This window comes from Bradyrhizobium sp. CCBAU 11434, assembly GCF_028128895.1.
Lineage (GTDB): Bacteria > Pseudomonadota > Alphaproteobacteria > Rhizobiales > Xanthobacteraceae > Bradyrhizobium > Bradyrhizobium zhengyangense.
In genome coordinates this window covers 20,011-41,332 of sequence record NZ_LBJX01000069.1, presented here as the reverse complement: position 1 = coordinate 41,332, position 21,322 = coordinate 20,011, and the positions used below count along the sequence as shown (strand labels likewise).

Below are 21,322 nucleotides of genomic sequence, written 5' to 3'. Positions count from 1 at the left end.
TTGAGTCCCGCTGGCCCGCCGCCGGGCTGGCGGACCGGCCCCGGCCCATACCCCCCAAGCCCCCTGCGAGCCGGGGCCGTCTCTCTCCTCAGTCAGTATCGGAGTAAGCGTGTGCGTGCCTCGCTCTCGATCATGCCGCTGCATCGTTTGGACCGCGACATCTATCTGGTGCTGGAGGACATCGGCGCGCGGGCCGGCTGCGCCCGGCGCGAGACCGACGAACAGGACACCGAGCGCCAGACCGTGCTGCGGGACCTGATCTCGGGCCAGTATGCCTATTTCGTGCGGATCGTCGCCTGCAACGCCGTCGAGGGGCTGGTCGCGCGACGCGACCGAGTAAATCGCGGACCTGCTCGCCGAACGAACTGCGCGCGAACGGCTGGACCTCTCGCCGGCATTGGACGCCTTCATTCGAAGCCAATAGCTCGCGCCCATATGGCTTGCAACTCGCATTGCCGCTGCGGGGGGAGCCGCCTGACGCGATCTGAGGAACGGCAGAACGTTCAGCCGCTTCTTCAACAATGCCAGATATCTTGCGGGGAATGCTCAGGCCACTGCGGCTCGCGCTGCTATATGGGCATCTCATCGCGCGCGGAACGCACGTCTATCATCCCATCCGGTTTGTACGCTGTCCCTGGCGCGGGAGATGCTGAAATTCGGCCTGCTTGTTGAGAAGGGTCCTCATTTCGAGCTGACCGAGAGAGGCAGGAGCTTCGCCGCGTAAGTCGAAACCAATTGCTCACGACCATGTGGCCTTAACATGCAATTCTGCCCACGATGCGACAACAGCCGCTGGGTTTGCGAGGCGAACCCTGACCGCCCTTCGGGGTAGCGAAAGCAGGCCCTGTCCCTGCGGTGCTCCCGGTGAGCCCTGTCCTTTCTGCAACAGAGCGAACGGGCAACCCGGATGATGTCCCCGACATGCCAAGCGGCCAGGTGGCGGACACTAAACGCCCACGTTAAACGTGACTTCAGGTTTGGGCGGACTCTGCCAACGCACGGCTAAGCCGCCGTGGCAATGGTTCCTTGGCAGACCATCTGACCCGCGAGCGCGACGCAGAAGCCACCATTGATCGTCCTACCCGCATCCTCGATCGCGACGGCCTTCGAGACGCCATCACCGAGGTCCTGGTCGATGCTCGTGTGCATCCTAGGCCCTCAACGCGACCTCCCGGAGCGCCAGTCATGACTGTCTGGATTTACGATCAAGGCGAGGATGATCTGAAGGTTTTCGCGACGGAGCAAGCCGCTCAAGCTTGGCTTGACGAGAACGATCGCGAAGGCGCCGCTTTCGAGTACGAGGTGATAGCCCCGCCAGCGTGAACTCGGGCGTCAAGGCCGAAGGCTTGCGCCGTTTGTCCGACCTCAGGCAACTTGACACTATCGAAAATCAGCAATTCGAAACAGCCAGCGGTTGATTTTTGTTATTGCGGGTTTCAGCTACTGGTTTAATTAAGGCGGCCAAATAAGACGTAGTTGCCCCAGGCTGGGGAGCTGTCGTTGAATAGGGGAATTGAAGCAATTTCGCAGGCCCGAACGTGCGTGCAGAGAACACTGGGCCATTGCTTCCCTGGAGTTTGCGAGGGAGGGTCTTCTCAAAGTGGCCGAATACTATGGGAAAGCGATCCAAGTCCTCCAGCGACTGCAAACACCTGAGGCGCCGCGTGATGCGAGCGCAAAATTCCTAATCAGCCACTCACCGGCTCGGAAAGCGCCTGAAGTCCGGCCTCGATCGCGGCAATGTCCTGCTCGAGCTGAGCGATCGATGACCGGCAGTCGAAGCCACTCCGGGCCTTCAAATCGACTGCCAAGTGCCGACGGTGCGTTCTCAGGTTTTCAAGGGACTGTCGATCCTTAAGCGTAGCGTATCCACTCACAATCAACTCGATCGCACTCGACATAACGCCCTCACTGAATGGTTTCGGATTTGCAATAGTGTGAAATGTATCGAGGGCGGCGATCGTTGTAAATTGATAAAAGAAAATCCGCCGACCTTGTGAGCCGGCGGAGTTGAAAGCCAAGATTTTTTGACGATCGGCGGGCACCGATCGCGTCGCGATTTTAGCAGATGGCCCGCCAGCGTGAACCGGCACGGCAGCAGCAGTGAAATCATCTGGCCTCTAATTTGCGCGCCTTGCACAACATATGCGCTCATCCATCGCGCGCCGATGGTCTCGACTTGTGCGGGTCCTTGGCGCGACCCCTCATGGCATGACGCTCGCGCTGTCCACCTACACGGCCCCCTGTCGCGTACGCCGGCAGGGGCCTGAAGGCCGGCCAGCGTGAACGGGCTAACAGAGGGGCCGCAGGCTCCGCTCTGCATACGGCTCCTGCGGCCGATGCCACGACGTTCCGCACGATCGACGCGGCGGCGGGTACTCAGCATGTTTCGTGCCATCAATGCTTGAGATTTTCGCCCTTCGTTAATAAGGGGCCGCCAGCAGCCAGCCCGGGCGGTTCTTGCCTCGCTGGCGCGTTAAATACGTTTCAAACTGTGAAATAGATCACATTGCACTGCGGCAGAGCTGCTGTAGGCTGCTGCTTACCGGGGCTGGCTGCATATTTCACTTAGATCGTTTTCACCCGGATTTTTTGACAAGGCGCGGGCCGCGGCAGTTCACTGCTGCGGCCTTTGCGTTTTCTGACCGGCCGGTTGGCAGCCGCAGACCCCAGCACGCTCACTTGCGGCGCCGCCTGCGCTTTCCCCCATCGCGCGAGCTCGAGCGCCATATCAATGGGAAACACCGCGACATTACACACGGATTGAGAGATTTCATCAAGAGCCAGCTCGGCCGCGCGATCGACGTACAGCTCAGCCTGCCATTGCAGCATGCAGGCTGATCCCATATGACCCCTAAAAGCGTATCCTACTCGCCGTCAAGAGCGCGCAGAACATCATCGCGCGGCTCGTCCAGCCCGAGGGGCTGGATGCAAAGGCGGCAATTCAAGTCGTCACCAAGCATGCCCCTAAAACCAGCACCCAAAACGTGGCGATCGTGTAGTTGATCTCGCTGTCGTGTAGGTCCTGAAGTGCTTTGGCGCGAGCGCGGGTCTGCCTGGATTGGGCCACGATACCAATCTCGTCCTCGCGCGTGACGGCTGATCCCCTTTTTTGCGGCCAAGCTATGGCGCGGCCGATGCGATCGCGACTATCGTCATGTTGTGCCGGAGCCCTTCGTTGACGGTCTTCAACCCGCTACGCGGCCGCTTGGGCCTTGTGTTCGGCCAAAGTCACGTCGATTTAAATGGCTCCGCGGCCTTGGCGTATTTCAGAGCGCCGATGCCAAAACCTTCCTGGCTACGGTTTCGGATGAATTCCTTATGCTCGTAGAACGGCAACAATTCGCGCCATAGCCGCGGGACACCGCCGGCCCAGGCGCTGGTGTTTCCGCTGGACTCGCAGATGTCGTGGAACAGGACGATCCCTCCTTCTCGAACGAAATGCCGGTAGCAGAGAAAGTCTTGCTTGACGCCTTCGTAACGGTGATCGCCGTCGATGAATAACGTGTCGATCTGCCGGCCATTGAGAAATTTCTCGACCCGCTTGACCGTGTCATCCGCGTAGGAGGGCATGTCGTAGAACATCCATTGCTGCTTCGGCGTCGCCAGCAGCTTCAGCATTTCCTTGTTCTTCACGTGCAGATCGATGCAGATCATCGTCTCCATCGTCGGCAGAAATCGTCCGAACAGAAGCGAGGTTCCGCCGTTCAGCGTTCCGATTTCAACGACAGTCTTCGGAGCGGACGCAGCGATGTAATCGAGGGCCGACGAAATCTCCGTTTCGATCTGACAGGAGCCTGTGCCCATATGTTGCTTGGTGAAGTCAATGACGTCTTGCACGCTTGATTTACGCTTGTACTCCCCGAGGATCTCATCGCGCTTTTGGCCATTGAATTTGAGGCGCAGTGCAGGTCCACTGTCGGCGAAACGTTTCTTGATCTGTCTGACCGCGAGGACGGCTGGATGAAACTTTAGTTCTGTTAGTCGCTCATTCAAGGCCTTGCTTAACGACATGATCGAACCTCAATGCACAGGGTATGCCCGACAGCTCCAAATATCAGGATCGATTCAAATTGGGGCAACTTAAGGTTTTTGCCTGGCAGCAGGATGAAGCCTATCCCATCGCCACTTGTTCCCTTCCACTTGCGCTTTCCCTCAGGCGAACACACCGTTCCGAAATCGGCGTCATTCGAAGGATTGCATCCTGAGAGCGAACATGGCACCGCTTGTGTTCCAGCCCCCATGCTCCCGGCTGCCCATCCAATTGCGGATTTAGAGCGCCGGGAGTGCTAGGCCCGCCAGTATATCGTCGGCGGTGCGTCATCAGCCGCCATACCCCTCCGCCACCGCTGTGCCGCGACGACTGCGGTGCCTGCCTGAAGCGCGCTTTAGGCCGGCTTTTCGACAGGGGCCGCCGTTGCTGGTCGGCTTTCGCGCGTGTACCTGCCAAGCTGCGTTACGATCGCAGTTTCTGCGAGCGCCGTTGCTGATATCGCGGAGAGACATTCGGGGGTTTCTCACTGTGCTTCGCGCGAGATCCAAGCTGTTCGCCGACGAGACGACGGTGCCGGTGCTCGATCCCGGTCGAGGGCGCACCAAGACCGGCCAGCTCTGGGCCTATGCCGCCGACGACAGGCCCTGGGGCGGCCTCGATCCGCCCGGCATCGCCTATGTCTATGCACCCGACCGCAAAGCTGAGCGCCTGTTCAGCCATCTTGCCGGCTTCAAGGGCGTCCTGCAGGTCGATGGCTACAACGCCTATCCAAAGCTTGCCGAACGTGGCGAGGTCGAGCTTGCCTTCTGCTGGGTGCACATGCGGCGCAACTTCTACGAACTCGCGACAGCCGGCCCCGCGCCGATTGCGAGCGAGGCGCTCAAGCATATCGCCGCATTCTATGCGATCGAGAAGGAGATCCGCGGCCGCAGCGCGGAGGAGCGTCGCCTCGTGCGGCAGCAGAAGAGCCGGCCGCTGGCTGATGCCTTCGAGGCCTGGCTGCGCGCCAAGCTGGCTCTCATCAGCCAGAAGATCAAGCTCGCCGAGGCCATCCGCTACGCCCTCTCGCGCTGGCAAGGCTTGACGCGCTTCATCGATGACGGCCGCATCGAACTCGACACAATACGGTCGAACGATCAATCCGTGGCATCAAGCTCAGTCGCAAGAACGCACTGTTTGCCGGATCCGACGGAGGCGCCGAACATTGGGCCGTCGTCGCAACCTTGGTCGAGACCTGCAAGATTAACGGCGTCGATCCGCTCGCCTATCTCACCGACGTCCTGACAAGGATCGTCAACGGGCATCCAAACCGAGACATCGACCAGCTCCTGCCCTGGGCCTACCGAGCTCAAGCCCTCAAAGCCGTGGCCTGAGAACGACGCTTACGTTGCAACCGGCGCGACGTTGCGATCTTGGGCGATCTTGCTAGAAGGACGACCCACTTACCAACGGGCGAGGATACCAATGGTAAAGTAGGCCAAGCAGAGAACACGTCGCACTTACAGCGCAGATGACGTCAAGCAACTGCGTTCGCACTCAAGGGCACCCACGCCAGTTGTCAAGATTGCGAAGCAGATGAAGCGCAGCGAGGGAAGCCTCCGGCAGAAGGCTCTTGCGCTCGGTATCGGACTCGGCCACCAGCGTTGACGCTCTAATCAATACGCGCGAGAAGCGACGCCTTGAGTTTGTTGATGCAGTCCATGAGCAACGTCTTGAGCGATCAAGACTCTCTGCCGTGCTTGCGCATCTGGACCAACCTGCGATGAATGGACGGAACGCCGCGGAGAACATCTGGGCGTGGATCCCACGATGCATCCAGCAAATCGACGCTCTCACCAGCCCAGAGTTTCTCGATCTTTCGGCCAGATCAGCAAGCTTGGTTTCGTCGAACCACCAAAAGCCTCCGAGAGCGAATATGCAGCCGGTTGCTACGCTTACCCGCCTGCCCCTCGTCTTCATCTTTGGTCCATCGACCGGGAGAAGGAGCTTGTGACATTAATAGGCCCGCTTGAATGGGCTACTCAAGCCGGGCTTGTCTTGGAAAGCCAGAGCGACCACGCCACTCAGGATCAGGCTGGTAAAACCTCGCATCGGCCGCGGGACCGAGCCAGCCAAATATTTGCCTTGTGCGCGCTCCGTCCTTTTCGCGCCCGACGCACCACGATGAGCCCAGGGGCGTCGTCATTTCCAGCGGAATTGAGCGATGGCGCGCGTGACGAGATCGCGGGCTATCGGCATTGCGGAAGTCGCTGCAGGCGAAGGCGCGTTGCAGACATGGAGGCTGCGCGCCGTCTCGCGTATCAAGAAATCATGCACAAGGCTCCCGTCGGCCAGAACAGCCTGTGCGCGAATGCCGGGTCGATACGGCTTGAGGTCAGTAAGCCTAAGGTCCGGGCAATAGCGCTGGCAGAGAGCAAGATAGGCGCGCTTGTTCAATGAATTCCACATCTCCGCAAGGCCGGAGCGCAGATTGCTGGCGATTACCTTTCTGAAGCCCGGGTAGGCGATCATTTCGGCGAGGTCACGAAGGCTGACATCGCCAAAGCGATAGCCGTCCCGCGCGAGGGCCAGTACGGCGTTCGGTCCGACCGTGACATAGCCACCGATCATCCGCGTGAGATGCACTCCGAGAAATGGCAAGGCCGGATCCGGGATTGGATAGATGAGGTGACTCACGATGTCATTCCTGTCGCTGCCCAGGCGATAGTACTCACCCCGGAACGGTACGATCCTGAAATCGAGATCAAGACCGCCCAGTCGGGCGATACGGTCCGCCATGACCCCGGCACAGGCAATCATGTTGCGGGCCCTAATCCTGTGCTCCCCTGCTCCGATCATAACTCCGGCCGGTCCTTCCTCGATGCTATCGACCCTGGCGCCGGTCAGGATCTCAACACCTCGCTCCCTCAGCAGCTTCGCCATGGTGCGAGCTATGAGGCCGTAGTCGACGATGCCCGTCGCTGGCACGAAGAGCGCCCCGACACCGTGGATATGCGGCTCGCGGCGGCGCAGCTCGGCGCCGTCCAGCTTCTCGACCGGCAACCCGTTAGCGATACATCGCTGGTGAAGGACTGTCATGCGATCGAGCTCCGCGGCGTCAGTTGCCACCAGCAGCTTGCCGCACTGCTCGAAGGGCAAGCCATGCTCTCTGCAAAAGCGGATCGTTGCCTCGACCCCCTCCTTGCAGAAGCGGGCCTTCAGGCTGCCCGGCTGGTAGTAGACGCCGGCATGGATGACGCCGCTGTTCCTCCCCGTCTGATGCAAGGCGACATCATTTTCGCGCTCGAGCACGACGACAGAGAGGCCTGGAACGCGTTCGGTGATTTCAAGAGCCGTCGCCAGGCCGACGATGCCGCCTCCGATAATTGCAAGATCGTGGTTCATCAACGAGACTCATGCTGCGGTTTGAGGGCTGGCGGGTCACGCCAGCCCTCTGCTTCAGGCAATCGGCACGATTTTCTGGTTGCCGTGCTTGCGCTCCCATTCGGCCCAGGCATCGTGTTCGTTGATGTCGCGCAGCGGCTCGGGATCCGAGTAGATGATGTCGGCGATCTGGTCCTTGCGCAGGAAAGTCACGCCCTTGTGCTTGCTGGCATATTCGAGAAACCGCCCGAGCGAACGCACGCGGTAGGGACGCCCCTGAATGCGGTCATGCGTTGAGATCGCCATCATTCGCCGGCGCGTCGCGCCTTCCTCATAGAGCTGGTCGAACTCATCCTTGAGTTGCTGCTCATATTCCCCCGTAGAGAACTTGTAGGCTTCGAACTGGATGATGTCGTTGAGATTGAGGGAATACGGCACGATGGCCATGTCCCTCTTGCCCACCTTGATGAGGAACGGCTCGTCGCGGCTCACGTCGTCGATGAAATACCGGAAGCCGAGCTCCTGCAGGATTTTCAGCGTGTTGATTGTGCCGCGCATGGCGGCACCGTTGTAGCCGACCGGCACCTTCCCGGTCGCCTTCCGGACACTGTCGATGTTATCCTGGATGAACTTCTTCTCGGCCTCGTAGTCGAGATCGTATTGCTGCACCCAGTCGCGCCCATGGGCTGCGGCCTCGTGGCCGCGCTCGACGATCTCCTTCGCGACCTGTGGCGACCGGTCAACGGCCGAGCCGACCATATGCGAGGTGACCTTGACGCCGAAACGGTCCCACAGGTCCAGCATCCGCTGGATGCCCTCGCGGTAGCCGTACTTGTACCAAGACTTCGTAGGGAAATCCGGGTAGCTCGGATCCATGTCGATGAAGCCCGAGAACGGTCCGCCCGGACCGTACGGAGCTTCACCGCCAGCTTCCATTTGCATCGAGATCGAGATGACAAGCCGGCTGCCGTCGGGCCAATAGGCTTTATTCATGGTTGGAACGTCCTTCGTGCCTGGGGGAATGGACGGAGGCCGATCAGGCCTCCGCGAAACTTCAGCGACCTTTCCAGATCCGGGTGTAGACGGCGCGATAGCCGTTTTCCGGGTCGTAGATGTTCTTTGGACCGCCGTCGGAGCTGATGTTCTTCGGGATCACCAGATGGACCTGAGCGGAAAAACCCGATGCCGGCTGGCCTGCGAATGCGCGGTTGAGCTCGTCGACAGCCTGCCAGCCATGCAGGTGCAGCGGCTCGGCGACGGTACCGGACTGGTAGAATTTGGTGCGGATGCGCTGGAAAGCGGCTTCGCTGCCGTCACCTGCCGAAACGTTGCGTGGATAACCATCCTGCGCAATGCCCGCCGAAGAAAGCGAGGCCGACATGAAGTCGAAAGTCAGGTCGTTGATGCTGAGCGCATAGGTCCACTGGTTGCCGAAGCGCTGGAGCAGCGAAGTAGTGAGCTGTGGCATGCGGGTGCTGGCCTCGGCGAGTGGCGTGTCCTCGACGCTCAGGACCTTGCAACCGCTGCAGGCCTTGATTACCGCGGCCATGGCGTCCGACTTGGCGATCGCGATCGCATAGGTCGAGTCAGTGAAGATCACGACGCCGGCCTTGCCATCGGAGTCGGTCACCGCGAAGGTGGCTGCGGCCTTTGCAACCTCGAGCGGATCAGTCGCGATGTTGTTAAAGAGTTTGTATTCAGCCGACGGGCCTGGCTTTGTTACCGAATGCCAGCCCACGATCTTGATGCCAGCATCGGCGGCCTGGCGGATAAGCTCCGCCTGTTCCTTTGCGTCGACCGTGCCAAGCACGATGCCATCGGGCTTGAGCGCGATGGCCTGCTGGAGTGCGGTTGAGCGGCCAGAGACAGTGCCCTGCCCGTCGAGCACACGTACAGTCCAGCCGATTGCGCTGGCGGCCTCCTGCACGCCGTCGGCAACACCCAGGGCACCACCATTGCGCTGGTCGGCGGAAACATAAACGATCGACTTGCCCTTCTGCGCGGCTGGACCGGTGGTCGGACCCGTCCATGGAGGGTTGGGTTCGGTGACATCCACCATATACTGCTGCGCAGTTTTGCCTCCACTTTCACCGGCAAGGGCGAAAGGCACTGTCATCATCTGGCCGACAAGGCCGAGAGCAAGAAGGGTTGTGGTTCTCCGGTAGATTGCTGTCATCTGTTTCCTCGCGATCTGACATGCTGGGTTGGGTGCCGGGGCGGATTCAGCTGCCGCCCTTCTCGTTTGACTGGACTTGCCTTGGTGCCGTCGGGCCGATGGCGCGCCGGCGCTGCGCGTATCCGGCGATACCGATGGCAACGAGCAGCGTGGTGCCGTTGAACAGCGGCTCGACATAGAAGGCGCCGCCGAATTGCTGGATGCCGGAGATGCCGACGGCCAGGATTGTCACGCCGACGACGGTGCCCCAGACGTTGACGCGACCGGGGCGGATCGTCGTCGAGCCAAGGAACGCACCGACAAGCGCCGGCAGCAGGAATTCGAGGCCGACGCTCGCCTGGCCGATACGCAGCTTCGCGGCGAGCACAATTCCAGCAAAGGCGCCGAGCAGGCCGGAGGTCACAAAGGCGCCGATGACGAAGCGATGAGTGCGAATGCCATTGAGCTCGGCGGCCCGCTGATTGGCACCGATCGCATAGAGCATCCGGCCGATCGGCAGATAATCCGCGACGATCCAAAGCACGACGCTGACTGCCAGCACATAGAACGCTGCAATCGGCAGGCCGAAGAGACTGCTCGCGTAGAGCATGGTGAAGTCTGCCGGCAGCGCACCGATGACCTGTCGGCCGCCGGTATGCCACAGCGCCAGCGCATAGAGCACGGTGCCGGTGCCGAGGGTTGCGATAAAGGAATCGATGCGGGCGATCTCGACAAGAAGGCCATTGATGAGGCCAAGCATCATCCCCAGCGCCAGCACGATCAGGATGGCGGTCAGCCAGCCGAACCCGTAATGCGTCTGCAGGCTGATCGCCAGCACGTGCCACATGACGATTCCGTAACCGACGGTCAGGTCGATGCGACCGGCCATCATCGGCACTGTGGCGGCGAGCGCAAGAATGCAAATGATCGACTTGTCTCCGAGCACCGAGCGAAGGTTTAGCATCGTCGGGAAAGTCGCTGGCAACAGCACGCTGAACAGCACAAGCAGCGAGACTGTCAGGATGGGCAGGCCGTACACCGGCAATAGTCGTGCCGCACGCTGTAGCAGCGGCAAGCCCGCCAGATCCCGTGGCGTCGGCTCAAGTGCCGTTGACTTGATGGATTCCATTGTCGTCCTCCCTTCCGGCTTTTCGGCCGGTTGTTCTCTTTGGAGATATCGTTGTGCCGCTCGCCGTCAGGCCGCCGGTGACAGCGAGGCTGCGTTCAAAAGACTGGCTATCGAGAGCCTGTTCTCGCCCAGCTCCGCAACGATCCGACCGGAACGAAAGACATAGGCGCGGTGGCAGATGGAAGTGACTTCCTCGAAATCGGTCGAGACCAGCACGACGCTCAGACCATCCGCCAGCGCAGCGTTGAGCAGCCGATAGATCTCCGCCTTTGCGCCGACATCGACACCTGCCGTCGGATCCTCCAGAACGAGGACCTTGCCGCCGATCCGCATCCAGCGCGCAATCACCACTTTCTGCTGATTGCCTCCGGAAAGCGTCTCGATCGGCGCCGACGGCAGGTTGGGCCGCAGCCGCACGGCCGACCCCAGATTCTCTGACTCCCGATCCTCCGAAGCCGCCGAGCGCAACGAAAGAAGGCTGCGACCGGACGCTACCGGGTTGAGGAACATATTCTCGCGGATGCTCATGCCCTGCGCGATGGACTCGGCGGCGCGATCCCCGGCGACCATCAGCACTCCTTTGGACACGGCATCGAAGGGATCCCGGGGCAGATAGCTTGTGCCGCAAAGCCGGATCTTCCCTCCGGCAACGGGCTCAACTCCGAACAGTGCCTTGCCAATGGCGTCCTGCCCGGCCCCGCGCAAGCCGACGAGCCCGACGACCTCACCGGCCCGGAGTTCAAGATCAATCGGACCGACAGCACCGATCTCGACATGATCGAGACTCAGGACAGTTTCTTTCGACTGAGCCGGCGCGGCGGGTCGAACGAAAACCTGGTCGTGCGGCCGGCCGATGATTGCCTGTACAAGCGCGTCGGCATCAATCCCGGCGGTCGGTGCCGCCGCTGCAACGGTGCCATCCCGGAGCACGATGACACGATCACAGAGTGCGTAGACTTCATCCAGCCGGTGCGAGACGTAGATCATCCCGACGTCGCGGTCACGCAGGCGTCTGAGTACCACGTGCAGCTTCTCGACCTCGGATTGCGGCAGGCTCGCAGTCGGCTCATCGAGTACGATCAATTCGGCCTGGCTCGTCAGCGCTCTCGCAATCGCGACCAATGATTTGTCAGTGCGGCTGAGTGTTTCAATACGGTCGTCGGGATCGATCTTGCCGTCGACCTCGGCCAGCGCCCTGCGCGCCTGCTCGCGGCCGGCGCGCCAGTCGATCAAACCGAGACGGCGGGGGTAGCTTGTGCCGAGCATCAGGTTCTCGGCCACGGTCATCCAGGGAATAAGGCCGAGATCCTGGTGGATGAAGGCTATGCGGTCCGATCTGACCGCAACCTCGACCGCATCTGCCCCGAAGCGGAGAGAACCCGAATCCGCCGGGAAGACGCCCGCCATGATCTTGATCAGCGTGGATTTTCCGGCGCCGTTCTCGCCGAGCAGCGCGACGATCTCACCTCTGGCAACCGAGAAGGAGACATCACGCAGCGCAACTGTTCCGCCGAAGCGCTTGCTGACGCCGGAGACCTCAAGGAGGTTGGCCGCAACACCTTGCAAGTTCTCGCTGCGTTGCACATGGCTGTCGAGCCTCATCCTGTCCCTCCCGCTCAAGGCTTTTTGAGTGCGACCTCTATGCCTCGCTTGACTCAAACCTTGACACTGCGGAGAAAGGCCGTCATTCGAAAATAGGCCAGCCACTTTCTAAAAGCGGACAATCCGTCTCGAGGATGAGATGAACAGACCGAAGCCTGAGGAGAGCTGCCCCTTCACCGGCGGGGCCGATGGTGCCGAGCGTTTTGCTCTTGGACCGTCCGACAAACGCTTCGCAGTCGTGGCGGGTCAGCCAAGCCACTCGGTTGAGCTCAAGCTTCCGTATTTCGATGCGAGTTCGGAGCGCGAGCCAGGCGGGATGCTGGTCGCCGTTCATGATGGCGGTGTGCAGCTGCTTGGCGTTTCCGGACGATGGACGCTGCCTTCAGGCCACATGGTTTTCATCCCGGCGGAACGCTCCTACCGGCTGGCGGCCAATGTGCCAGTGCATCTGACGCTGGTGAAGTTCACCGGTGCGGAGACGGTCTGGCACCATACCGGCTGCTGGGCAACCGCGATGTCAACACTCGCTGTCGAGATGTGCCAGTTTGCTCATCGTTGGGGACCGAACCGGGATCCGACTGACCGTCTTGCCAACCGGTTTTTCGACACAATGGGTCAACTCTTCGCCGTATGGTTCGACAACAAACGCAAGATGTGGACGCCATTCGGAAATGCTCCGGATCTGGAGCGCGCCATCGCATTTGCCCGTGACCACATAGAGACCGCCTCCATTGCCGATACAGCGGTTGCTGCCGGCATGTCGGAGCGGACGTTGCGCCGTCGCTTCCAGGACGAGCTCGGTATCAGCTGGCGCGAGTTCATCAACGAACTCCGGATGACAGAGGCGATGAGACTTCTCGGCCGAGGTGAGTCCAGCGTGACCGAAACCGCCTATGCCGTCGGCTTCAACAGTCTCGGTGCCTTCACGGTGGCATTCTCCAACTATACCGGTTCAACGCCCAGCGCCTATGCGCGAGGCAATGCGAGAGCCAGGGAAGTCAGACCGCTGCTTGCGCCTTCGAAAACTTCAAGTCCAGGCATTGCTCCGATGGGGCGCAACAACCAGCTTTAGCGCACGCGGCTGGAGCGGATCAGGCCGACAGCCAACTGCGACCGACAACATGCCTTGGCCTATTCGACCTTGGAGGCCCTCTTCAGCAGTTCCGCAGCATTGAGGACGTCCTGCTCCGGATCTCATTGACCCGTCGAACAATGGATTCCTGACTACTTTTCGCCAGGTTAAGAAGTGGCGGCAAAACTCTCGTCCAGGCTCGATCTGAATAGTTGTGAGCGAGCACCGACTTTATTCCCGGAATAAGTGGCGCCGCGCCGAGCAGATCCCGGATTGCTACCGCCATTGCAAGCGCATCTTCATCGCCTTGATGGAATACCCGGTTGCAGAGCGACGCATTCACGTTGGCCGTCGCCGAAATGCACCCTGCGAAAACGCCACCGCGCGCGTCGAGCAGCACTGCCTCGCTGGAGGGAAAGACCGCGAGGTCTTCAATTTTCGCCATCGTGCTGGCATAGGCAAGATCGCCAGAGGAGTCCTTCAATCCTGCAAGGCGCGGGCCGAGTTCATCCTTCAAGTGTCTGACCAGTGTTTCGCTCCAGACGATGCCAGTCATCTGCGGGAAATTGTAGAGGTAAAGCGGGATCTCTGGAGAAACAGTCGCGTCTGCCACGGCCGTCACGAAGGCTGCAAGACCGTCGTCCGCAACACTCTTATAGTAGAAGGGCGGCAGCAGGAGCGCGCCGGAAAATCCAAGATCCGCTGCCGCAGCTGTCAACTCTATGGCGTCGCCAAGCGCCGCCGCGCCAGTCCCGACCATCAACCTTTCGCACGGCAAAGCAGAGGCGGCAGCCTGCATCAGGATCTGCCGGGCTGTTGTGGAAAATGATGTAGCCTCGCCGGTGGTGCCAAGTACATTCAGGCCGTCGCAGCCTGTCTCGAGCAACGTCCGGGCATGTTCGAGAAAGCGCGCGATATCGGGCGTGTTCCCTTCCGTCACGGGCGTGGCAATCGCGGCTATGACGCCTTTCACTTCACATCCTCCTGCGACTGCCCAATTGGGAGTGGCTCATTCGCACTATCCAGAAACTCAACGGTGGTGAAGCAGAGCACACTGTCGCCGGTGTTGCGAAGGTCGTGGATGAAGAATTCGCCGGCACCAATCCTGAAATGAGCAGTGTCGCCGACCGCATAGTCGCGCTCAACGGTGCGGCCGTCGTCGTAGACGGAGCGAGCGCGACCCGCGGTCGTAGCGGTCCAGAAATAGTTGAGCTGATGGCAATGCGGCGCGAGATAGTCGCCTGGCTGCAGTCTAATGAGCCAGACGCGAACCCCGTCGCTTTCTGAAACAAGGCTCTGGCCTACTTTGCCGTTGAACCGGCCTGGCGGGTGATCCGTCGCTGTCATCGTTGGTCCTCATTTTGCGTGGGATGCTGCAGCCAGAAGAAGGCGGACTTCAGGAGCATGTTGGTCTGCCCGGTCTGGAAGCCGGCTTCGGCGCTGCGGCGGCGATAAGCGAGCCACTGCTCGTCCTCATAAAGCGCGGCGCGGCGACGCTCACGGTCGGCGGCATCCTGGAATTGCCAAAGATGCACATAGGCGTTGACATCTCCGGTCTCCACCGTCGCGTAGAGGAGCGGAGCGCCGAGGTGACGGCACTGCGCCGCAAAGCCGGTTTCTGCATAGGCAGCAAGCTGGGCGGAAACCGTTCCGGGGCGACAGCGATAAGTTCTCAGGTCGTAGAGCACTTGATTTCTCCTCACGTTGGACGGCGACCACGTCGTGCCAACCAATTGGCCCTTGCCCGCGTTTGATCGGAATGACGAAACTATGGGCTAGCGAACTTGCGCCCGAGTGGCTTGGCGAGGCTGAGGCCTGCTGCTTTCGACATGCCCTCCCCTTGACATCATTTCTTTCCCCGCGAGTGGATACGATTTGTGACCGGCAACATTTCACTGCGAGCAAGGGCGGTCATTCGCTAACAGGTCAGGTATTTTCTAAAAGCGGACAAAGACCGCGAATACTGAGCGATGGGACTCGGATTACGTTTCTCCGCTACGAGATCTGTAGAGATGCCGGCGACCACTCAATCTCGGCCCACGTGAAAAAGGCCGGCGCCGTAGCGCCGGCCCAGTAAGAGGTGGCGTCGTTAACACGATCAAGCCGTCCTCATCTCCAGGGGAGTCGCCGGAGATTCCAAAACACCTGTCGTTCGAAGCTGCCTTGGGGACCGGACATCCATTCCGGCTTTTGCAGCGGCCAGAACTGCGCGAGCGACTTACGCGCTTGCTTTTTCATGCGGCTTCACCGAGGCCCAGAAATCGTTCATGCGCCTCGTGATCCGAAGCGAAGCTGGACGCTTCGTCCTCATGCACGATGCGACCGGAGATCATCACAGCCACGCGCTCAGCGACTGAAACGGCTACCCGGAAATTCTGCTCGACCAGCAAGAGGGTCATGCCTTCACTTCGGTACAGCTGCTGCATAAGCGCGCTCAATTGCTCAACCACCAGCGGAGAAAGACCCTCGGATGGCTCGTCGAGGATAAGCAGGCGCGGGTTGCGCAAAAGGGCCCGGCCGATGGCCAACATCTGCTGCTCGCCGCCCGACAGCTGCGTTCCACGATTTCGACGTCGTTCTGCCAACCGCGGAAACGTTTGGTAGACCCGCTCTATCGTCCAGGCTTTTGCCTTTGATTTTTGCGCCAAACGCAAATGTTCGTGCACAGTGAGCGAAGGAAATGTACGACGTCCCTGCGGCACGATGGCGACGCCCTGCCCCTCCATCTCATGAGGCGGGCGCCCGAGAAGCTCTTGTCCGGCGAGCCTCAGGCGTCCAGTAACGTCCGGCACCAAACCCATGATACTTCGACATAGCGTTGACTTGCCGACCCCATTTCGCCCCACGACAGCGAGACAACCTGAGGCCAGGGTCAGGTCGACGCCGTGCAAGATACAAGTGTTACCGAGGGTGGCAAACAATCCCCTCAACTCGAGAAGAGGTTCAGGCATGCTCCCCTCCGAGGTAAATCGCTCGCACTGCTGGATCGACGCGGACATCCGCCGGACTGCCGTTGGCAACCACGCGGCCGTTCTTCATCACGCTTACGCGATCTGCAACGAGCAGTGCGACATCCATGTCGTGCTCGATCATCACCAGAGTTATGTCGCGAGGCAGGGCCAGCACGAGTTCGATCAGCAGCGGCCGTTCGCCTGGTGACAGGCCAGCCGCCGGCTCGTCGAGCAATAGCAGCCTTGGTCGCTGGGCAAGCGCCATTCCGATCTCGAGCTGCCGCCGCTGACCATGCGAGAGGGTTGCTACGCAACGGTCGACCAGGTTCGCGAGGCCAACTCTGGCAGCATCAACCGCAGCCTGTTGCATAGGCTCGCTCAAATCGTCGACTGGCAATGGTCCCCATTGCCGGCCCCGCGCGCCCAAAGCTGCAAGATAGAGATTGTCCCTCACAGACTGGCTCTCGAATACAGCAGACGACTGATAAGTGCGTGCCAGTCCCACGCGCGCGCGACGGAAAGCCGGGATCGATCCCAGATCCCTCCCGAACAGCGCTACCTTGCCTCGGGTGGGCGACAGGTCGCCCGCAATAACATTGAACAGCGTGGTTTTTCCCGCGCCATTGGTCCCCAGCAGAACCCGGCGTTCACCGGGCTCCACGCTCATGTCGATGGACTCCAGGGCCTGGAGTGCGCCGAAGCTCACACCAAGCCCTTCGATGGACAACGCCGGATCGCTCACAGAACTTTCCCGACCTGGCGGCACGGCGGATTGGTGCGCGACGGCGCCCCCATTGCAATGTATGGTTCACGCGGCATGTTCAAGGTCGCGTTCACCTGTGGCACGACCTTCACCACCTTATTGTAGAGACTGCCATCGGGCCGGCTCGTGACTTCCATGAGGAAATTGTCGGCGATGGCCTGGCGGTTCTGATCAAGGCTGATGGGGCCTGTCGGGGTGTCAAACTTCAGCGTCCGGAGCGCCTCCTTTAGGACGTCCTGGTTTCCGCTGACGTCTCCCCTGGCGGCTTGCAATCCCAGCAACATCGCCTTCATGCTGATGTAGTAGGCGGCGGCCAGACTCGACGGCGCGGGAAGCCCATCAGGGAACCTCGCACGATAGGTCTTTGCAAAGGCTTGCCATTCAGGCGCTTCGGACTCGTCCGCAGAATTGCTGGACGACAAGATGCCTATGATCTTGCTGCGGAACGGCCCCTTGCTGTTGAGCACGTCCGAGTCAACGGTAATTGACCCCCCGATGAGCGGCGCCTTCCCGCCAGTCTGGTAGTATTGGCTCAGAAAATTGACCGCGTCGGCTCCGCCCACAACCACATACACGGCGTCCACGTCCGAGGGGATCCTGGCTATGACCGAGGAGTAGTCCTTCGTTCCCAGAGGCACCCAGTAACGATCAGCGATCTTGCCGCCGCGGCCACAGAATTCGGAGACAAACCCGGCGACCTGGGTGTACGGGTATGCATAATCCTCGGCGACGATTGCGACGTTGCGGTACTTCTTTTCGTCGTAGACGTATTTTCCAAGTCCAGCGGTCATCTGTGCGCCGTCGACACGGAAGCTGAACAAATTGGGCGCGGGATCGCGCATCGTCGTGTCCTGTGAGGCCGCAGCACCGTTGACGAACGTCTTCGATGGGACGGTCTTGGCATATTCCTTGACGGCAAGGCCCTCGCCGCCCGACAATGGACCAACGATCACGTCCACCTTGTCCTGCTCGATCAGCTTGCGCGCTTTTTGGACAGCGAGATCAGGAGTGGCGTTCGTCCCCTCCTTGAAAACAACGATCTTCTTGCCGGCGATCGTGCCATCGAACTCAGCCAGGGCGATCTCAAGGCCACGATTGGCCTCCTGCCCAAGACTTGCGAGTGCTCCTTCTGTTACGAACATGGTCCCGATGCGAATGGTATCGCCGCTTTGCGCTACTGCATCGTGCGCCATCAAAGTCATGCCCGCGGCAAGCATTGCCCAAGTCATGGGTCGATTGCCGAAATGTGATGCGCAGATCGTCATAAATGTTTCCTCCTGTCTTATGCTACGACTTCGACTGCTTTCAACCGGGTCTTCGACCTCTTGATTTTATTCATTGACGGCAGAGCGCGCGGAGCCGGATGCCGGTTGCGCAACGAACCGCTCAAACAGCGATGATTGACGAACGCGGCTCCGCACATATTTGGCCGCGCCCGCGATGCCATCCGGCGACGCCAGCACGACGGCCACGAATGCAGAGCCAACGAGCGTATTGACGCGCTCGGCACCCACGAGACCGCTAGCGAACGTGTTTATGAGGACGTACGCGAATGCGCCTGTAAACGCGCCAATCGGGGATCGCAGACCGCCGATAATTGCCATGATCAACACGCTGTTGATCATTCCGAGGCCGACAGTGCTGGCCGATATCCGCTGGTTAAACCACGTGTAAAATATTCCGCCACATCCCGCCAAAAGACCGGAGCCGGCGAAGGCGGCGATACGGTGTGCCGCGACATCGAAACCAAGAGCGGCAGCCTTGCGCGGATGATCCCGCAGGGCTTTCAGGACAAGGCCAAAAGGTGAGCGACCTGTCATCATGACCGCGAAGAGAGCTGCCGCGGAGCAAATCAGCGACATATAGAAAAATATCTTTGGGCTGCGCAGCGACACTCCCGCGACGTTTGGCACGACGATACCCCGGATACCGTCGAAAGCGTTGAACAGCTCAACGTTCTGTTGCGCGAAGAAGAAGAAGCCCATGGCGAGAGCCAGGGTCAGCATGAGCATGTATACGCCATGCAGCCGGACTGAAATCCATCCAACGAATGCTCCGGCAAGGGCGGAGACGCCAAGGGCGAGACCAATACTTGCAACAGGATGCAGTGGAACTCCCTTGCCGACCGCATTCACGCTCGTGAGCGCAACCATGTATCCGGCGCAGCCCGCGAGCGTCGTTTGCGCCATCGACACAAAGCCGCCATAGCCGGAGAGAAAATTCAGGCTTAAGGCAACAAGTCCGAGCGCAAACGACTGCCCGAAGATCTGAACGAGCCAGAAGTCGTCTGCTACGACGGGTACCAGCGCTAACGCAAGGACCGCTACGGCAAGCGCGGTTTTCTCCTGCCTCGTCATGCCGTTCCCCTCACCAGGCCTTGCGGACGAAGCGCCAGCACGCCAACCATGACGAGATACACCGCAACGATTGAGTAATTCGGGAAGTAGAGCAATCCGACCTGCTCCAGCAGCCCAACCAGCAAGGCTCCCACCGCTGCGCCGGCAATGCTGCCCATCCCGCCGACGATCGTGACAACGAGTGACGCGAGCAGGTAACGGGAGTCCTCGCCGGGTGAGATTGACAACGCTGTACCACCGATGACACCGGCAAGCCCTGCCAGCGCCGAACCACACGTGGCTACGATAACAAACAACCGGGACGGGTTAACGCCTATGGCAGACAGCATTTCCCGATCGTCGACCCCTGCACGGATCGCAAGGCCAACTCTCGTGCAGGTTAAGCCTGCCCATATAACGACGCCGATGAAGAGCGAAAGAGCAATCAACAGCAGTCGAAAGGCCGGATAGCCGCCAAACACGCCCAGTGAAACCGTCGCCTGCATCCAGTCAGGTGGTGTAAACTGGTAGGTCAATCCGCCAAACACGGCGAGCAGTACGTCTGCCGCTACGATCGACAATCCGATCGTCACCAGTGCCTGGCGCATATCCTGGCCGCGCAGCCGGTCCAGAACACCCCATTGAAGAACGGCACCGCTCAGGCCAGCGATTGCGCTTCCCGCGATCATTGCGAGATACCAGTTCCGGGTCAGATCGCCGACCTGATAGCCCACGTAGCCGCCAATCAGGAAAAGGGAGCCGTAGGCAAGGTTGATGGTTCGCATCAATCCGAATGTCACCGTGAAGCCGCTCGCTACGATGAAATAGAGCGCCGCCACCGAAATGCCGTTCAACAGTGACAACACAGCCAGCTTCAACATTCCACCGGTCCTCGCATTCTGTTACGCGTTGCGCATGCACTGCTACGGAATGAGCAGCGTCGATCCCGTATTCCTGCCGCGTTCAAGGTCGTTGTGCGCAAGCGCCACCTCATCAAGCGGGTAACGCTGATTGATATTGATCTCGAGGATGCCTCGGGCAAGCAAATCGAAAACCGCCGCAGCGCTCGCCCGCAAATCTGTCACTGACGCGATGTAAGTCGCCAGCGTCGGGCGCGTGAAATAGAGAGAGCCCAGCTTTTGCAATAATGGTGCTGATACCGGAGGGGGCGGTCCGGTTATTGTGCCAAACGACACAAAGACGCCGCGAGGAGCGAGGCAATGCAGTGACTGTTCGAAGCTGTCTTTTCCAACACAGTCGTATACGACCGGAACGCCTTCGCCTTTCGTCAAGGCCCTGACACGTCCCACAATGTCTTCTTTGGATCGATCAATGCATTCACCGTAACCGTTACGCAAGGCCAATGCGCACTTCTCGGGCCCGTTCGCGATTCCAATCATTCTTGCGCCGATATGCCTGCCCCACTGACCGGCCAGCAATCCGACGCCACCGGCCGCGGCGTGAAACAGGACTGGCATGCCGCGCTCGACCGGATAGCAACGATTGAGCAGGTACTCGACTGTCATGCCTTTCATGAGCACGCCGGCCGCTTCTTCGTCAGTGACGCCAGCAGGCGTCACGATGACCCTGTCCGCGGGAAACAGCCGGTAAGCCGCATCGCTGCCTGGAGCACCGCCTGCATAGCAAACACGATCTCCTGGGCGTATTTCGGTTACGTTCGAGCCAACCTGTTCGACGACGCCGGCAGCCTCGGTACCCAGCCCTGATGGCAGAGGGAGCGAGTACCACCCGGAACGATGATAGATGTCCTGGAAGTTCAGGCCGATTGCAGTCTGCCGGATCAGGATCTCGTCGGGGCCTGGTGATCCCGTTTCCACAAGCTCAACACGCAGCACATCTGCCGCACCCTGAGCATGAATCCTGACCGCCTTGACCTTCATTCCGACCTTTCCTCCCGTGCGGTTCTCTGCTGCACCTCGGCATCTAGCCTTTTTCC

20 protein-coding genes and 2 pseudogenes are annotated in these 21,322 nt (G+C 60.2%); 4 read left to right on the top strand and 18 right to left on the bottom strand.

Translation table 11 applies throughout. The annotated features are described in order from the left end of the window. Positions 1-111: 111 nt before the first annotated feature. A pseudogene (locus XI06_RS43795) lies at positions 112-488 on the top strand (hypothetical protein). Positions 489-1,002: 514 nt separating this feature from the next. On the opposite strand, the gene XI06_RS14845 reads toward XI06_RS43795, so the two are convergent. Continuing rightward, a complete protein-coding gene (locus tag XI06_RS14845; RefSeq protein WP_237874056.1) occupies positions 1,003-1,149 on the bottom strand; it encodes a hypothetical protein in 147 nt (48 codons plus the stop codon). Between the two features lie 36 nt (positions 1,150-1,185). Between XI06_RS14845 and XI06_RS14840 the strand changes: the two genes are divergently transcribed. Next, positions 1,186-1,323, top strand: coding sequence for a hypothetical protein (locus tag XI06_RS14840; RefSeq protein ID WP_271605701.1), 138 nt, complete (start codon positions 1,186-1,188; stop codon positions 1,321-1,323). Between the two features lie 365 nt (positions 1,324-1,688). On the opposite strand, the gene XI06_RS43790 is transcribed toward XI06_RS14840, so the two are convergent. From XI06_RS43790 to XI06_RS14825, 3 genes are all read right to left on the bottom strand, one after another. After that, positions 1,689-2,045 carry a hypothetical protein gene (locus tag XI06_RS43790; protein ID WP_377803216.1) on the bottom strand — a complete coding sequence of 119 codons (357 nt, stop codon included), beginning with the start codon at positions 2,043-2,045 and terminating at the stop codon, positions 1,689-1,691. 523 nt (positions 2,046-2,568) lie between these two features. Then, positions 2,569-2,832: a hypothetical protein gene (locus XI06_RS14830; RefSeq protein ID WP_271605700.1), complete on the bottom strand. Its 264-nt coding sequence runs from the start codon at positions 2,830-2,832 to the stop codon at positions 2,569-2,571. Positions 2,833-3,231: 399 nt separating this feature from the next. Continuing rightward, positions 3,232-4,014, bottom strand: a complete 783-nt coding sequence (locus XI06_RS14825) for a class I SAM-dependent methyltransferase (RefSeq protein ID WP_237874059.1) — start codon at positions 4,012-4,014, stop codon at positions 3,232-3,234. 511 nt (positions 4,015-4,525) lie between these two features. Here XI06_RS14825 and tnpC point away from each other — a divergent pair. After that, positions 4,526-5,367 (top strand): annotated as a pseudogene (gene tnpC / locus XI06_RS14820) (IS66 family transposase); the annotation flags it as partial. Between the two features lie 808 nt (positions 5,368-6,175). Here the strand turns inward: tnpC and lhgO are convergent. The 5 genes from lhgO to XI06_RS14795 form a co-directional block, all read right to left on the bottom strand. After that, positions 6,176-7,381: an L-2-hydroxyglutarate oxidase gene (gene lhgO, locus XI06_RS14815; RefSeq protein WP_271605699.1), complete on the bottom strand. Its 1,206-nt coding sequence runs from the start codon at positions 7,379-7,381 to the stop codon at positions 6,176-6,178. Positions 7,382-7,432: 51 nt separating this feature from the next. Further along, on the bottom strand, positions 7,433-8,350 hold the full coding sequence (locus tag XI06_RS14810) for a polysaccharide deacetylase family protein (RefSeq protein WP_271605698.1): 918 nt from the start codon (positions 8,348-8,350) through the stop codon (positions 7,433-7,435). A gap of 61 nt (positions 8,351-8,411) precedes the next feature. Then, positions 8,412-9,524: an ABC transporter substrate-binding protein gene (locus tag XI06_RS14805; protein WP_442869445.1), complete on the bottom strand. Its 1,113-nt coding sequence runs from the start codon at positions 9,522-9,524 to the stop codon at positions 8,412-8,414. A 55-nt stretch (positions 9,525-9,579) separates the two neighbouring features. Continuing rightward, the gene (locus XI06_RS14800; protein WP_271605696.1) at positions 9,580-10,641 is read right to left on the bottom strand and encodes an ABC transporter permease; all 1,062 of its coding nucleotides are present in this window, start codon (positions 10,639-10,641) and stop codon (positions 9,580-9,582) included. Between the two features lie 66 nt (positions 10,642-10,707). Further along, positions 10,708-12,243, bottom strand: a complete 1,536-nt coding sequence (locus XI06_RS14795) for a sugar ABC transporter ATP-binding protein (protein WP_271605706.1) — start codon at positions 12,241-12,243, stop codon at positions 10,708-10,710. Positions 12,244-12,382: 139 nt separating this feature from the next. Between XI06_RS14795 and XI06_RS14790 the strand changes: the two genes are divergently transcribed. Beyond that, positions 12,383-13,315, top strand: a complete 933-nt coding sequence (locus XI06_RS14790; RefSeq protein ID WP_271605695.1) for a helix-turn-helix domain-containing protein — start codon at positions 12,383-12,385, stop codon at positions 13,313-13,315. Positions 13,316-13,397: 82 nt separating this feature from the next. On the opposite strand, the gene XI06_RS14785 is transcribed toward XI06_RS14790, so the two are convergent. From XI06_RS14785 to XI06_RS14745, 9 genes are all read right to left on the bottom strand, one after another. Beyond that, a complete protein-coding gene (locus XI06_RS14785) occupies positions 13,398-14,288 on the bottom strand; it encodes a dihydrodipicolinate synthase family protein (protein WP_271605694.1) in 891 nt (296 codons plus the stop codon). After that, positions 14,285-14,662 (bottom strand): cupin domain-containing protein, encoded by a 378-nt coding sequence (locus XI06_RS14780; protein ID WP_271605693.1) that lies wholly within the window; start codon positions 14,660-14,662, stop codon positions 14,285-14,287. Before XI06_RS14780 ends, XI06_RS14785 begins: the two co-directional genes overlap by 4 nt. Then, positions 14,659-15,003, bottom strand: coding sequence for an NIPSNAP family protein (locus tag XI06_RS14775; protein WP_271605692.1), 345 nt, complete (start codon positions 15,001-15,003; stop codon positions 14,659-14,661). Before XI06_RS14775 ends, XI06_RS14780 begins: the two co-directional genes overlap by 4 nt. A 546-nt stretch (positions 15,004-15,549) precedes the next feature. Then, complete coding sequence (locus XI06_RS14770) at positions 15,550-16,266, bottom strand: ABC transporter ATP-binding protein (RefSeq protein ID WP_237874073.1); 717 nt, start codon at positions 16,264-16,266, stop codon at positions 15,550-15,552. Continuing rightward, positions 16,259-17,008: an ABC transporter ATP-binding protein gene (locus tag XI06_RS14765; protein WP_237874074.1), complete on the bottom strand. Its 750-nt coding sequence runs from the start codon at positions 17,006-17,008 to the stop codon at positions 16,259-16,261. Before XI06_RS14765 ends, XI06_RS14770 begins: the two co-directional genes overlap by 8 nt. Further along, positions 17,005-18,294, bottom strand: coding sequence for an ABC transporter substrate-binding protein (locus tag XI06_RS14760; RefSeq protein ID WP_237874075.1), 1,290 nt, complete (start codon positions 18,292-18,294; stop codon positions 17,005-17,007). Before XI06_RS14760 ends, XI06_RS14765 begins: the two co-directional genes overlap by 4 nt. 66 nt (positions 18,295-18,360) lie before the next feature. Further along, positions 18,361-19,386 (bottom strand): branched-chain amino acid ABC transporter permease, encoded by a 1,026-nt coding sequence (locus XI06_RS14755; protein ID WP_271605691.1) that lies wholly within the window; start codon positions 19,384-19,386, stop codon positions 18,361-18,363. Further along, entirely contained in the window at positions 19,383-20,246 is an 864-nt protein-coding gene (locus XI06_RS14750; protein ID WP_271605690.1) for a branched-chain amino acid ABC transporter permease, read from the bottom strand. The genes XI06_RS14755 and XI06_RS14750 overlap by 4 nt, the downstream gene beginning before the upstream one ends. Before the next feature lie 42 nt (positions 20,247-20,288). Next, entirely contained in the window at positions 20,289-21,266 is a 978-nt protein-coding gene (locus XI06_RS14745; protein WP_271605689.1) for a quinone oxidoreductase family protein, read from the bottom strand. Between the last annotated feature and the right edge of the window lie 56 nt (positions 21,267-21,322).